Source organism: Streptococcus raffinosi, assembly GCF_030284685.1.
GTDB lineage: Bacteria > Bacillota > Bacilli > Lactobacillales > Streptococcaceae > Streptococcus > Streptococcus raffinosi.
In genome coordinates this window covers 26,704-41,135 of the sequence record NZ_JASUZV010000017.1, presented here as the reverse complement: position 1 = coordinate 41,135, position 14,432 = coordinate 26,704, and the positions used below count along the sequence as shown (strand labels likewise).

The 14,432-nt window shown below is 40.0% G+C and carries 14 protein-coding genes; 3 read left to right on the top strand and 11 right to left on the bottom strand.

Annotation, left to right across the window (positions count from 1 at the left end):
- Positions 1-207: 207 nt before the first annotated feature.
- The 8 genes from spx to QRD39_RS09765 form a co-directional block, all read right to left on the bottom strand.
- Positions 208-606, bottom strand: coding sequence for a transcriptional regulator Spx (gene spx / locus QRD39_RS09800; protein ID WP_008536290.1), 399 nt, complete (start codon positions 604-606; stop codon positions 208-210).
- Between the two features lie 178 nt (positions 607-784).
- The gene (gene recA / locus QRD39_RS09795) at positions 785-1,924 is read right to left on the bottom strand and encodes a recombinase RecA (RefSeq protein WP_008536291.1); all 1,140 of its coding nucleotides are present in this window, start codon (positions 1,922-1,924) and stop codon (positions 785-787) included.
- Between the two features lie 35 nt (positions 1,925-1,959).
- Positions 1,960-3,231 carry a competence/damage-inducible protein A gene (locus tag QRD39_RS09790; protein ID WP_008536293.1) on the bottom strand — a complete coding sequence of 424 codons (1,272 nt, stop codon included), beginning with the start codon at positions 3,229-3,231 and terminating at the stop codon, positions 1,960-1,962.
- Positions 3,232-3,325: 94 nt separating this feature from the next.
- Positions 3,326-3,880: a DNA-3-methyladenine glycosylase I gene (locus tag QRD39_RS09785; protein ID WP_008536294.1), complete on the bottom strand. Its 555-nt coding sequence runs from the start codon at positions 3,878-3,880 to the stop codon at positions 3,326-3,328.
- An 8-nt stretch (positions 3,881-3,888) separates the two neighbouring features.
- On the bottom strand, positions 3,889-4,479 hold the full coding sequence (gene ruvA, locus QRD39_RS09780) for a Holliday junction branch migration protein RuvA (RefSeq protein ID WP_008536295.1): 591 nt from the start codon (positions 4,477-4,479) through the stop codon (positions 3,889-3,891).
- 157 nt (positions 4,480-4,636) lie between these two features.
- Positions 4,637-4,858, bottom strand: a complete 222-nt coding sequence (locus QRD39_RS09775; protein ID WP_021151323.1) for a hypothetical protein — start codon at positions 4,856-4,858, stop codon at positions 4,637-4,639.
- Positions 4,859-4,988: 130 nt separating this feature from the next.
- A complete protein-coding gene (mutL, locus tag QRD39_RS09770) occupies positions 4,989-6,932 on the bottom strand; it encodes a DNA mismatch repair endonuclease MutL (RefSeq protein ID WP_285956367.1) in 1,944 nt (647 codons plus the stop codon).
- A gap of 46 nt (positions 6,933-6,978) precedes the next feature.
- Positions 6,979-7,284, bottom strand: a complete 306-nt coding sequence (locus tag QRD39_RS09765) for a hypothetical protein (RefSeq protein ID WP_285956366.1) — start codon at positions 7,282-7,284, stop codon at positions 6,979-6,981.
- Positions 7,285-7,462: 178 nt separating this feature from the next.
- On the opposite strand from QRD39_RS09765, the gene QRD39_RS09760 reads away from it, so the two are divergent.
- Both QRD39_RS09760 and QRD39_RS09755 read left to right on the top strand, forming a co-directional pair.
- Entirely contained in the window at positions 7,463-7,900 is a 438-nt protein-coding gene (locus QRD39_RS09760; RefSeq protein ID WP_285956365.1) for a LytTR family DNA-binding domain-containing protein, read from the top strand.
- On the top strand, positions 7,897-8,352 hold the full coding sequence (locus QRD39_RS09755; protein WP_008536303.1) for a DUF3021 domain-containing protein: 456 nt from the start codon (positions 7,897-7,899) through the stop codon (positions 8,350-8,352). The genes QRD39_RS09760 and QRD39_RS09755 overlap by 4 nt, the downstream gene beginning before the upstream one ends.
- Before the next feature lie 33 nt (positions 8,353-8,385).
- Here QRD39_RS09755 and mutS read toward each other — a convergent pair whose 3' ends face one another.
- The 3 genes from mutS to argR are packed head-to-tail and all read right to left on the bottom strand — an operon-like array spanning position 8,386 to position 11,724.
- On the bottom strand, positions 8,386-10,917 hold the full coding sequence (mutS, locus tag QRD39_RS09750; RefSeq protein ID WP_434556766.1) for a DNA mismatch repair protein MutS: 2,532 nt from the start codon (positions 10,915-10,917) through the stop codon (positions 8,386-8,388).
- Between the two features lie 19 nt (positions 10,918-10,936).
- Positions 10,937-11,296 (bottom strand): YlbF family regulator, encoded by a 360-nt coding sequence (locus tag QRD39_RS09745; RefSeq protein WP_285956363.1) that lies wholly within the window; start codon positions 11,294-11,296, stop codon positions 10,937-10,939.
- Positions 11,296-11,724 (bottom strand): arginine repressor, encoded by a 429-nt coding sequence (argR, locus tag QRD39_RS09740; RefSeq protein WP_192805705.1) that lies wholly within the window; start codon positions 11,722-11,724, stop codon positions 11,296-11,298. The genes QRD39_RS09745 and argR overlap by 1 nt, the downstream gene beginning before the upstream one ends.
- A gap of 154 nt (positions 11,725-11,878) precedes the next feature.
- Between argR and argS the strand changes: the two genes are divergently transcribed.
- Positions 11,879-13,570, top strand: a complete 1,692-nt coding sequence (gene argS, locus QRD39_RS09735) for an arginine--tRNA ligase (protein ID WP_285956362.1) — start codon at positions 11,879-11,881, stop codon at positions 13,568-13,570.
- Positions 13,571-14,432: the final 862 nt, after the last annotated feature.

The window sequence follows — 14,432 nt, the reverse complement described above, 5'->3', positions numbered from 1 at the left end:
GCTTCATCCTCCGATGTAGCCTATTCATATTATCATCTCTTGCTTACCTTGTCAATAACTTTTTTAAAGTTTTAATTACTTTGTTACTTAGTTGTACGCTTGAGACCTTAATAGTCTATCAAGTTTACGAACTAAAGTCAATACCTTTTCTTTTCTTTATCATGAATTTCATTAAAAAAGAAGATCTAGGCAATCTTCTTTTTTGTTTTAAAGTGCTGCACGCATACGTGCTTGTGAATTTTCGACATTACGTATTGAGCGTGGTAAGAAAGCACGAATATCATCTTCTTTATAACCCACTTGCAATCTTTTATCGTCAATTAGTATTGGACTTTTTAAGATTCTAGGGTTTTCCTGAATCAAATCAATGACTTCACTAACACTTAGCTCATCAATATCACAATTCAGAGCTTTTGCATAACGATTTTTTGATGAAACAATACTTTCAACACCGTTCTCCGTTTTTGAAAGGATATTGAGGATTTCTTTTTTTGTAAGTGGTTCTTTACCAAGGTTTTGTTCTTTATAAGGAAGTTGATGGTTATTCAACCATGTTTTTGCTTTTTTACAACTTGTACAACTTGAAATTGTATAAATTTTAATCATGTTAATTCTCTCTTTCTGTCACATGATACTATAATCTTATCACTGTCCTTTATTTTAGAAATCGGTCTAGCGACCTATTTTATACTTAAGGGATATCTTATTGAGTTATTAAACATCTCTTTTATTTTCAAAAACTACACTTGGACAAAGAAAAAGAGCCTTTCAGCTCTTTTTCGACTTATTCTTCAATTTCGATTGTTGAGTCAAGGTTTAGAACGAGTTCATCTGACGTTTCGTCAACCTGCTTTTCTTCAACAACATCTTCTTCATCTGGCTCAATTAAACCATAGTGCACACGTACCTTATGGTCGATTTCTTCAAAAATTTCTGGGTGGTCTGCTAAATATTTTTTAGCATTTTCAGATCCTTGACCAATCTTCTCACCATTGTATGAGAACCAAGCTCCTGCTTTTTGAATGATACCTAAATCACTAGCAATTTTAACAAGCTCACCTGTTTGTGAAATACCTTCACCATACATAATTTCAACAAAAGCTTCTTTAAATGGTGGAGCAACTTTATTTTTAACAACCTTAATTTTGGTTTCTTTACCAACATTCTGATCTTTCTTATCACCAGTTCCTTTGATTTGTGTATTTCCACGGACATCAAGACGTACTGACGCATAGAATTTTAGGGCACGTCCGCCAGGTGTAGTCTCTGGATTACCAAACATGATACCAACTTTTTCACGCAACTGGTTAATGAAGATAGCAATTGTCTTCGTTTTATTGATAGATGCAGAAAGCTTACGCATAGCTTGACTCATCATACGTGCTTGAAGTCCGACATGACTGTCACCAATATCTCCATCAATTTCTGCACGTGGTACCAAGGCCGCAACTGAATCAACAACAACCAAATCAACTGCACCAGAGTCAATCAGCTTACCTGCAATTTCGAGACCTTGTTCACCTGAATCAGGTTGTGACAAAAGGAGCTCATCGATATTAACACCTAGGGCTGCCGCATAAGCAGGGTCAAGAGCATGTTCGGCATCAATAAAAGCTGCGATGCCACCTTCTTTTTGTGTCTGAGCTACAGCATGAAGGGCCACAGTTGTTTTACCTGATGACTCTGGTCCGTAAATTTCGATAATACGACCTTTAGGATAACCACCTGCACCAAGAGCAATATCCAAAGCTAGTGAGCCTGAGCTCATCACCTGAACCTTTTGCTCTGCACGCTCACCAAGGCGCATTACAGCACCCTTACCAAAATCTTTTTCAATATTTTTCAATGCATCATCAAGGGCCTTACGACGCTCATCACCGAATTTCTTAGTAATTTCTTCTGTTTTTTTTGTTTTCTTAGCCACTTATTTTCCTCTTCTTTCTATAGTTAAAGACAAATTTAAATCAAGTTGTCTTCTTGTAATAAAGCTTGGCGAACTAGGTTAAAGGCATAGAGGGTACTAATATATCTAACATCAGAACGACTTCTTCCACCTATAACAACCTTGATTGATCTTACTTGATTCCTATCAGCAATACCAATAAATACTGTGCCTGCTGGGTGTCCTTCTAATGAATCTGGTCCAGCTACACCGGTAAGTGCAATTCCGTAATCGCTATCTGTTTTAGCTCGAGCACCTTCTGCCATTTTTTCTGCAGTAAAATGACTAACAACACCATGTTCTTCTAATTGAGACAAAGAAATACCCAACATTTTAGATTTTTCTTCAATGCTATAGGTAACAAATCCACCTTTGAACACTTGCGAAGCTCCTGAAAAATCAGCAATACTAGCTTGAAATAAGCCAGCTGTCAAACTTTCAGCTGCAGTAATGGTTTTGCCATATTTCTTAAGCAATTGAAATGCTTCATAAGCTAAACTATTTGATTCTCCATATCCATAAATGAGATCGGATAGGGACTTACCATCTAAAGTTTTAGTAGAACGAATTTGTTTTTCTAAAACATCTAATTTCTGATCTGCTTCTTCTTGCGAGGAAGCCTTGGTTGACAAGCGCAGTGTCACCTCGCCCACTTTAGCGTATGGAGCTATGGTTGGATCTGTTTGGTTAACAATAAAATCCTTCAGGATAGTAACCAATTGACTTTCTCCAACACCAAAAAATCTTAGAACTCTAGAATAAAGAGTAGTATGATTCTCTGTAAGCGCTGGAATAAGCTCTTGGTTCACCATTGGTTTGAGTTCACTTGGTGGACCAGGCAAGACGACATAAGTCACTCCTTTAGCAGTGATAATCCCCCCAACTGCTAAACCTGTGAGATTTTGCAAGGGCACAGACCCCTCAACAATTTGCGCTTGGCGTTCATTATTAGGTGTCCGTGTATGTTTAGGACGAGTAGCAAAGAAACTATCCAGTTTTTTACTTGCCTCCTCGTCAAAGACAAGTTTTTTCCCTAGAAACTTAGCCAGTGTTTGCTTGGTTAAGTCGTCCTCCGTAGGGCCAAGTCCACCACAAAGTATGACTAAGTCACTACGTTTACTAGCTTGATTTAGAACTGAAAGAAGACGGTTTTCATTGTCCCCTACTGCTGTGTGAAAATACACATCAATTCCTAGTTCAGCTAGTTTTTCAGATAAAAATTGGGCATTGGTATTGGTGATTTGCCCTGTAAGAATTTCAGTTCCTACTGCAATCAATTCAGCTTTCATTGGTTCACCTATATTATTATTCGTAAAAAATCTCAAAAATATGTTTGTTTATAAACTAACACGTTTTTGTCATATTGTCAATCAAATATACTCATTATTTAAAGTCGCAATCATTTTCATGATCGTTCACAAATCCTGTAGCTTGTAAAAATGAGTAAATGGTAGTCGGGCCTAAAAATTTAAACCCTCGCTTTTTTAAATCCTTTGCTATTTGTTTAGAAAGGTCTGTTGATGATGGGACGTCCTTATATGTGGGAACGTTATTTATCAAGGGCTTCCCGTCAAAGAAATGCCAAAAATATTGGGATAGGGAGCCAAATGCATCTTGGAGTTTAAGTACTTGTTTGGCATTATTTACAGTTGCTTCTAGTTTAAGTTTGTGACGAATGATATCCGGATTTTGAAGCGCTTCTTCAAGTTCACTTAGGCTAAACTGGGCAACACACTCAATATCATAGTTATGAAAAACACGATTAAAAGCCTGACGCTTATTTAAAACCGTTAACCAGGAAAGCCCTGACTGATAACTTTCTAAGCAAAGAAGCTCAAAAAGTTTTTGATCATCACCAATAGGCTTTCCCCATTCCTTATCATGATAATCACAATAGAGTTTGTTGTCGGTTGGAACCCAACGACATCGATTGACCATTGCTTACCTCACTTCATCAACATTTTAAGAGCTGACTTAATATATTGCTCTGCCGTTTCATTGGTACCATCAAAGAAGGCTTTTACTTTCTTAAGCTCTGTGGCTTTGTAACCAAGAGCAAGCAAGGCTTCCATAGCTTCATCCAACTGATGATTTCCTGCAGGCTGATTTGGTGTGGTTTTGGTCGTTTCTGATGGTAACTCTGCAAATTTTCCTGCCAGATCCAGAACCATTTGTTGAGCAGTCTTTTTACCAATCTTCGGAAACTTCATCAAGTACTTGATGTCACTATTATCAACAGCAGCAACCAAGCCTTGATTATCATCTACGGCAACAATAGCTAGAGCTGTGGTCGGCCCTATTCCAGAAACCGAAATAAGCTTAAGGAAAACTTCTTTTTCATCTTCAGTATGGAAACCAAAAAGAAGGTGGGCATCATCTCTAATAACCTGATGAAGGTAGACTTGGATAGTCTGATTCATTTGGTCAGAAAAACTATATGGATTTGCTACAGTGACAATGTAACCTAGACCGTTTGCTTCTATAACAATATACTTAGCAGTAATTTTTACTAGAGTTCCCTTGATGTAATCATACATAGTGTGTGATTTCCTTTCTCGTTCGTATCTTCAATGGATTACTTTATCATTTTATATTTGTAAGATAATTGTCTTGAGTGTTTATCTTCTCATCTCAAGTACTGCTGTACTATTGTAACAAAAAATCCACTCGAAAGTGGATTCTGTTTGCTCTATTTTAAGGATGACTACTCGTCTTTAAAATATCAATAATCATCTTCAAGCCTAAGAGAACATATGTTGAAATGCCTAAGGTGAGGGCAATGCTAGACACGTTTACTAGAGTATTCTCAAAACTTGGTCGACCTAACCAAGCTAAAATGTAGAAAATCAAGCTAGTCGCTAAAAATGTTAAGCCAACAAGTAAAAAGTATTTATTAGTTTTTGTTAGGTGTCTCATCACTCTACCTCCTAACTTAAAAATCAGGCAATCATCCTACAATGATATGCTAAAACATTAGAAGATTCCTTATCTTCACCACTATTATAAATCTAACATGCCTATTCGTAAAGCAAGACCAAAAAAAGTTTTAATACTTACCTAGGTCACGTAGACTCGTATGATTTTCTTGGATACGACGGAACATTTTTTCCATATCGGACTTTGTAAAGTTGACAAGAACTGGACGTCCATGAGGGCAATTGTAGGGATTTTTACACTGGGCAAGCTGTACTAGTAGGTCACGCGCAGAGTAATCATCCAGAGCATGATTGGCCTTGATTGAACGTTTACAACTCATCATGATGGCTAACTCAGCACGGTAGGTCTTAACAGACACTTTATTCGTCAAAAGAAGCATGTCGCACATCTCATAGACTGCAGATTCAATCTCTTCTTCCTTCATCCAGATAGGATGTTCACGAAGAATGAAGGTGTTATTTCCATAAGGCTCTAGATAGATACCAACCTGGTTAAGAAGGGGCATTTTTTCTTGTAAACTAATGTAATCTGAACCTGAAAATTCAAAGAGATAGGGAACCAAGAGCTGTTGTAAACTACTGTCAACCTCACCAATCTTTTCGCGATAGTACTCATACTTGACACGTTCTTGGGCAGCATGCTGGTCAATGATGTAAAGTCCACCTTGTCCTTGTGCAAAGAGATAGGTTCCATGCATTTGACCAAAAAACTCCAACTCAGGGAAGGTTGATGTTTCCTCATTGTCCAGATTTTCAAGCATACGCTTCATTTTCGACTTATTTTTATAATCGAGTTTTTCGTGTTCGTTATCACCTTCATCTACCGAACGCTGTGCCTGTTTTACAGTTAGCTTCGCCTTGTTTTCATCCGGTGTTGCTGTAGATTTAGACTCTGATACTAGAGGTTTAATATCTTCTTGGACAGTCTCTGGTTTGACAAAGAAATCATTACGACTGCTATCATAATAAAGATTGGTTTGTTTGAGTGGTAAACTCGTTTGAACTGGCTTAGTTGCACCTCTAGTACTAGACTTGGCTAGATTTTCAAGGGCATCAGGAATCAAATCCTGCTCTCTAAGGCTTTGGGCAATGGCAGAGCTGATGAGAGCCATGAGCTCTTTTTCTTTAGAGATACGTACTTCCTGCTTTGTTGGGTGAACATTGACATCAGCCAAATAAGGATCAATTTGAATATCAATAACCGCAATAGGGAAGCGTCCCACCATAAGTTTAGAACCATAACCATCAAAAATAGCACGGTTAAGCAAAAAGTTTTTAATATAACGTCCGTTAATGAGAATCGTGATGTAGTTACGATTCGCACGAGTTAATTCAGGGAGGCTAACATAGCCAGAAACTTCAAAATCAAGGTCAGAATTTGAAATTTCTACCATTTTTTTAGCCGTTGTCAAACCATAAATCCCTGCAATGGCTTGACGGAGGTCTCCGGTACCTGATGTCTGTGTCAACTGACGACCGTCATTAAGCAAGGTGAAGGCTACTTCAGGATGAGCTAAACTCAATCGATTGACAACATCGACAATGTGAGCCAACTCAGCCTGTAAACTTTTCATATACTTGAGACGAGCTGGGGTGTTATAAAATAAGTTTTCAACGGTAATCTTTGTTCCCACTGGGGTTGAAATAGGATCCTGACTCTCAATTTCTCCACCTTTGGCAACCAGTTTAGTCCCGTAGGCTTCTCCATCCGCTGCGGTCACAATAGTTAGGTGACTGATAGAAGCTATAGAGGGGAGGGCCTCACCTCGAAAACCAAGGGTTCGAATACGAAAGAGGTCTCCTTGATTTTTGATTTTACTTGTTGCATGACGGCGCAAACTCATGGCTACATCAGCTTGAGCCATTCCTTCGCCATTGTCTGTGATTTGAATTTTTGAGAGGCCTGATTCTTCAACTTCAATGGTAATCTGGGTGCTACCTGCATCAATAGCATTTTCCACCAACTCTTTGACAACACTGGCTGGGCGCTCTACGACCTCACCAGCAGCAATCTGATTGGCTAGCACCTCAGGCAATTCGATGATTTTTGGCATAATTATTTTCCCTTCTAAAAAGTTGAGAGACTACTGTTTCTAACTGTTACTGATGCTTACTATACAACCATAACTCACACACAACTGTTAGCCAAGATAAGGCTGTGGCTATAACAATCATATCTCCATGACGAAGGTTGAACCAAATGAGTCCAGAAAAAATCAAGAGGTAGATGACTTGGAAAATCCATTGATAGGTTTTAGGAGAGCTTGTCGAATCCAGAAACTGCTTCACGAAGAAATAAAGCAAGAGCAAGTTCAGTGTTAGTGACTTTTCAAAAGGTGTAAAAAAGCTCAAAATTAGACTACAGGCAAGAAAAATTCCTGCTAGCCACTTCATTATAGATTTCATGTGATTACCTCGTCAGTACGTTTTCATTAAGTATAGGGGTTTTCGAAAATATTTTCAACCACTTAGACACCATATAGGACCACATAGACAAGTGCTATTGCTGTGGGATAGTAAATAGTGTTTAATAAAGGTGTGAAAGGGAGGAGGCATCCTCAATTACAAATAAGAAAGGAACGTTATGAAAATAAAAGTTCATATTGACTCAGCATTTCAAGAAGAAATGTTGCAGATTCAGGCTCCTAGTCGGACGCCTAAGATTCAGCAAGTCGTCGAGTTTGTCGAAAGTTTGGATAGTAACCAGCGACTCAAGGGAAAAAGAGATGGCGAAACTTACCTCATCGAACCTAATGCTATTTCCAGAATTTACATCGAAAATCGTCAAGTTCTAGCTGAAACTACTCAAGGAGAGTATCACTTAGGCCTACGTCTCTATCAAGTTTTAGAAAAACTGCCATCACATTTTCTCAAAATCTCACAATCAGAGATTGTCAACCTCAAAGAAATTGAACGTTTCAACATCACCCCTAACGGCCTCGTTGAAATTCACCTTAAAAACAAGGAAACCACCTACTCATCACGCCGTTACCTCAAATCAATAAAGGAGAAATTACAATGAAAAAACAATTTTTTAAATCAGGCACAGTTGGTATCCTTATTGGACTAGTCGTATCCATGGTTATGTCTCTTATCTGGGCGCCAAGCTACATGCCCCTAAATCCTCACTCAGCCATTGGACAATGGATGACCTCACATCAGATTCACGGATCCTTCGTATTGGCCTACTGCCTTATCACTTGGTTTGCTATCGGTATTCTTTTTGAAGTCGCTAGTTATATTTTCCGTAAGGCTGAATGGAGTTTGCTTCGTGCAACCCTCACTCACTATGCCTTGACTTGCCTCGGTTTCATTCCACTAGCTACCCTCAGCGGATGGTTTCCTCTACGTTTGACTTTCTACTTGGAACTCGTCATTGAATTCAGCCTTATCTATCTCATCGTTTGGGTCATCTCTTATTGGAAAATGAAAAAAGAAATTGAGGAACTGAATCAAGAATTAAAACATCTATAAAAGACAAGAAGCCTGTCAATTGACAAGCTTCTTTTATAGTTTCTGTTTTAAATCGGCTACAGCCATCATGACTTGCATCGGTGTCATATTGTAAATGTCTAAATCACGTAACTCTTGAAGAACCGGATTTTCAGTAAAATCATCAAAGAGAGAGATTTGCTCGTTGACATGTGTTTCAGTGATAGTCTTCTCTTGAGGCGATACCTTTTCCTGAGGTTGGATGGTAACTGTCTCGCCCTCTAGTTGTGTCAAGATGGTGTCAGCACGTTCCAGTAAATCTGTTGGTAAACCTGCAATCTTAGCTACATGAATACCATAAGATTTATCGGCTGGGCCATCGACAATCTTGTGAAGGAAAGTCACCTCGCCGTCCTTTTCAAGTGTCGCAACATGGACGTTGACAAGGTGTGTCAAACTGTTTGACAGGGCTGTCAACTCATGATAATGGGTAGCAAACATGGTTTTAGCCCCCACCTTGTCGTGAATAAACTCAATAATAGACTGGGCCAGAGCCATACCATCATAGGTGGCTGTCCCACGTCCCAACTCATCAAAAATAATCAAGGAATTAGGTGTCGCCCGCTTAATAGCCTGGTTAGCCTCCATCATCTCAACCATAAAGGTCGACTGACCCGAAATCAAATCATCTGCAGCACCAATACGTGTATAGATGGCGTCAAAAACTGGCAAATCAATACTATCTGCTGGCACATAAGAACCCATCTGAGCCATAACGACTGACAATGCCAACTGACGCATATAGGTAGATTTACCACTCATATTTGGCCCTGTAATGAGCTGAACATTGGTCTGACTGTCAAAGGTAATCGTGTTTGGAATATATTCCTGAACGCCCATAACTTTCTCAACCACTGCATGACGGCCTTGATCAATAACGATACGATGCTCATCATTGAAAATAGGTCGGACATAATGATTGGTCTCTGCTACAACAGCTAGACTCTGAAGCACATCAACTGTAGCAATAGCCTTAGCCAAAGATTGCAAACGGTCAATATAGCATTCAACCTGCTCACGGACACGTATGAAAATATCATACTCTAGCGTTGATGACTTTTCACGCGCCTCGAGCATTTCACCTTCAATTTTAGCCAACTCAGCAGTTCCAAAGCGCTCTGAATTTTTCAGGGTTGCCTTGCGGAAGAAATGGTCAGGAACCAAGCTAAGGTTAGAGTTGGTCACATGGAAGTAATAACCATCTTTACGGTTATAATCAATCTTTAGTGTTGTAATACCAGACGCTTCACGTTCCTTGGCTTCGATATCCGCGATCCATGACGTCCCCTCGCTCATCACCTTGCGATACTTGTCCAAGGTCTCATCAAAACCAGCACGGATAATGCCACCTTCTGTAATGGTTGCAGGAGCATCTGGATCAATAGCCGACCGAATCAAACTCTCTAATTCTGGCAGAGTATCTAAGTCTTGTAAAAGGGCTGACAAGGCATCGTCATTAAAAGACTCCAAAATCGCCTTAATGACCGGAACCTGAGCTAGGGTATGACCTAGTTGAATCAAATCTTTAGGATTAGCCTTGCCAAAGGAAACACGACTGGCCAGGCGCTCAATGTCATAAACGCCTTTAAGACTCTCGGTCAAGTCACTACGCTCAAAGAAATTGTCCAAGAAAACTTGGATAATGTTCTGACGCTCCATGATGGTGGCTTGATTCACTAAAGGACGGTCAATCCAAGTTCGCAAGAGACGCATTCCCATAGCTGTCTTAGTTTCATTCAAGAGCCAGAAAAGTGAACCATGTTTCTTGCCCGTTCTAGCATTTTCCAGTAAATCCAAACTTGACTTGGTCGCATAGGACATCTGCAAGTAATCCTTAATCTCATAGTGCTGAGCTTTTTGTAAATGACTGAGCTCACGCATCTGAGTACGGTGAACATACTGGAGAAGTTTACCCGCTACACTGCTTTCCAAATCTGTCAAGCTCGTGTCAATCAAGTGGACATCATCGTAAACCTCTGTTTCCTTGGAGAGAAGCAGGTTGAGTTGCTTCACCAAAACTTGTTCGTCAGTTTCAGGTAGATCATATCCAACCACTACTTCACGTGCCTTAAGATTCTGAATTTCACTACAAACTGAACTAAAATCATCCAACTCTGTCGCAAAAAATTCACCCGTTGACACATCCATATAGGCAAGACCAAAACGACTTTCAACCTTGTCAATGGCCACCAAGAAATTGTTGGCATTATCAGGTTTAGAGCTGTCAACAACTGTACCTGGCGTGATAACCTGAACGACCTCACGCTTGACCACACCGACAGCCTGCTTAGGATCCTCCATCTGCTCAGCAATGGCTACCTTGTAGCCCATCTCAACCAAGACATCAATGTAAGCTTGTGCTGAATGATAAGGCACACCTGCCATAGGAATGGGATTATCTGCATTCTTATTACGACTGGTTAGGCTAATTTCCAAAATCTGAGCAGCCTTAACGGCATCATCGTAAAATAATTCGTAAAAATCCCCCATCCGAAACAGCAAAAAAGCATCTGGATAATTTTCCTTGATATCCAAATACTGTTGCATTCCTGGAGATATTTTTTCCTTAGCCATGTCTTAACTCCTCGTTAATCCTTTCTTCGATAGACTTGGTCACATATTGGATCAAGTCACTGGCATCTTGCATCTTTTGTCGGTAGTCCTGAACAATGGGTAAATTTTCCAACTCATGCTGAATTAAATATGCCTGCTCACCTGCCTCCTCATAAGCACGCTGTTTCTCAATTTTTTGAAAAAGCACGGCTTCTTGTTGGTAAGCCTTCATCTGTCCAGCCAGATGACTGATTTGAGGGACCTGCCCGATAGCTTCCTCAGCCTCTTGAAAAGCAAGAACCGCCTCATGGTGTTTGAGGAGGTCAATTAACTCTTCTTTGGCTTTTTGGAGGTCCTGATGAGGAGTCTTCATCAGTGAAACTCGCTTTCCAATTTTTCAGCAACCATAGCGTCCTTACAGATGACTAAAAGGGTATCTGCGCCAGCAACAGTTCCTAAAATTTCAGGATTTCCATCACTGTCAATCAGATTCGCCAAAACATCAGCTTCACCCAACTCTGTGTGAAGGACCAGCATAAACTGGGCACGGGAAACGGATTTGACATAGTCCTTAACTGTAGGGTCTAAACTTGGAAGAACATGTTCAGACAGACTGTAGTAAAGTCTACCTTCCTCATCACGAAGCTTCAAGAGGCCAATCTCACGCAAATCACGTGATAAGGTAGCCTGTGTAACCGTGATACCTTCCGCCTCTAGACGTTGCTTAATTTCCTCTTGTGTCCCAATCTTCTCTCTTGAAATCATCTGTTTGATAACAGCTTGGCGATCTCTCTTCATTATCTTTCCTCTTTTTATGTATATTCCTTGCATATTATAACAGAATTTTTGTATTTTTTCATGGAATACTTCCTAAGAGATAGCTTCTTGTCCCTACCCTATTAACTGAAATAATGGTAAAATAGAAGTTAATGACAAGATTTGAAATGGAGTACCTATGAATACTAAAGAACTCATTGCAGCAGAGATTGCCAAAGTTGTTCCCGAATTGGAACAAGAAAACATTCAAAATCTGCTTGAAACCCCTAAAAACGCTGACATGGGGGACCTCGCCTTTCCTGCCTTCTCATTGGCAAAAGTCTTGCGCAAGGCTCCTCAAATGATTGCAGCAGACATCGCTGAAAAAATCGATGCCTCAAACTTTGAAAAGGTTGAAGCTGTTGGTCCTTACATCAACTTCTTCCTTGATAAATCAAAAATTTCAGCGGACGTTCTTGGACAAGTTATTGCTCAAGGTAACCACTACGCTGACCAAAATATCGGCCACGGACGTAACATTGCCTTTGATATGTCTAGTCCTAACATCGCTAAACCTTTCTCTATCGGTCACTTGCGTTCAACGGTTATCGCTGATGCCCTTGCCAATATCGTGGCTAAACAAGGCTACAAACCAGTCCGCATCAACCACTTGGGTGACTGGGGTAAACAGTTTGGTATGCTGATTGTTGCCTATAAAAAATGGGGTAGTGAGGAAGCTGTCAAAGCCAACCCAATCAACGAACTCCTTCAACTTTATGTACGTATCAATGCTGAAGCTGAAGAAGACCCATCTGTAGACGAAGAAGCTCGTGAATGGTTCCGTAAATTGGAAGCTGGTGACGAGGAAGCAACTGCCCTCTGGCAATGGTTCCGTGACGAAAGCTTAGTAGAATTCAACCGTCTCTATGATGAACTTGGTGTTTCTTTTGATAGCTACAACGGTGAAGCTTTCTACAATGATAAGATGGATGAAGTCGTTGACATCTTGACAGAAAAAGGACTTCTCCAAGAATCTCAAGGTGCCCAAGTGGTTAACCTTGAAAAATACGGTATCGAACACCCAGCCCTCATCAAAAAATCAGATGGTGCGACACTCTACATCACACGTGACTTGGCTGCTGCCCTCTACCGTAAACGTACTTACGACTTTGCCAAAGCCATCTATGTGGTTGGTAATGAACAATCTGCCCACTTCAAACAGTTGAAAGCTGTCCTTAAAGAAATGGGCTACGACTGGTCTGACGACATGACTCACGTTGCCTTTGGTCTTGTCACTAAGAACGGTAAAAAATTGTCAACTCGTAAGGGTAATGTTATCTTGCTTGAGCCAACTATCGCTGAAGCTGTCAACCGTGCCCAAGCTCAAATTGAAGCTAAGAATCCAAACTTACCTAACAAGGAAACTGTTGCTCATGCTGTCGGTGTTGGAGCTATCAAGTTCTACGACCTTAAAACAGACCGTATGAATGGTTACGACTTCGACCTTGATGCTATGGTATCCTTTGAGGGAGAAACTGGACCTTACGTTCAATATGCACACGCTCGTATCCAATCTATCTTGCGCAAGGCTGACTTCACGCCATCTGCAGATGCTACATACAGCCTAAACGACGTTGAAAGCTGGGAAATCATCAAACTCATCCAAGACTTTCCACGCATCATCAACCGTGCATCAGACAACTTTGAACCATCTATCGTTGCTAAATTTGCTATCAGCTTGGCTCAAGCCTTTAACAAATACTATGCGCACACACGTATCTTGGATGAAAGCCCAGAACGTGATAGCCGTTTGGCTCTTTGCTACGCAACAGCAACAGTCCTCAAAGAAGCCCTTCGCCTTCTCGGTGTCGAAGCTCCAGACGAGATGTAAGTCATATTCAAAACGCCTAAGGGCGTTTTTTTAGTGACCAAAAAAAGAACCCAACACATGGTGTTGAGCTCTTTTGGAGATTATGAAAAAGAAAAGTTCGTTGTTCTACAAAAAGTGTAAGCCAACGAGATTCACTGAACTACGTTCAGTAAAAGTTATTTAGGAGACTTAGAGTATAACTTGCCTTCCTTAAAGAAACCTTAAATCGCAGAAAAAAATCCCCTAAGGGATTTTCACAGCAGTTCAAAGACCACTGAAAAGATACGATTGTACAGGCTTCCCAACCTCTTCTTCCTAATCCTCCAAGGTGACCGCTTGTCCAATAGAATCTTTATATAACTATATTACCTTGTTTTGGAAGGGTTTTCAAGTATTTTCTTAAAATTCCCTAATAAAAGCTCAAAAAACAAGAAAAAAGCCTAGATTTCTAGACTTTCTTCGGGGAGATTAGTTATGAAAAAGTTTTTTTTACTACTAGCTCACCAAAGCTAGTTGTTTTATTAGGATGGTTATAATATAAACTAATAAACTTAAAACTTGCTTAAAGTTTTATTCTCTTGCTTCACTTTTTAAAATAATAAGCAAAATAAGTAATAGTAAGGACCCACTAGGGATATCCATATCTAAAAACCAAGAGGGGGCTTTGATACTTCCAAGATCATTCATGATGCGGATGATATTATAGGCAATGCTTACTATTAAGAGGCTAAGTTCCGGTAAATAGTTAAGTCGTCCTTTTAAGATTGCTAACTTCTCCTTTCTGATAGTTTTCTTACGATGACCCTATTATAAGGCTGAAAAAGAAACAAAACTAGTGACATAAATGTCACCATCAAAAAAAGCAGGGCAAACCTGCTTTCTG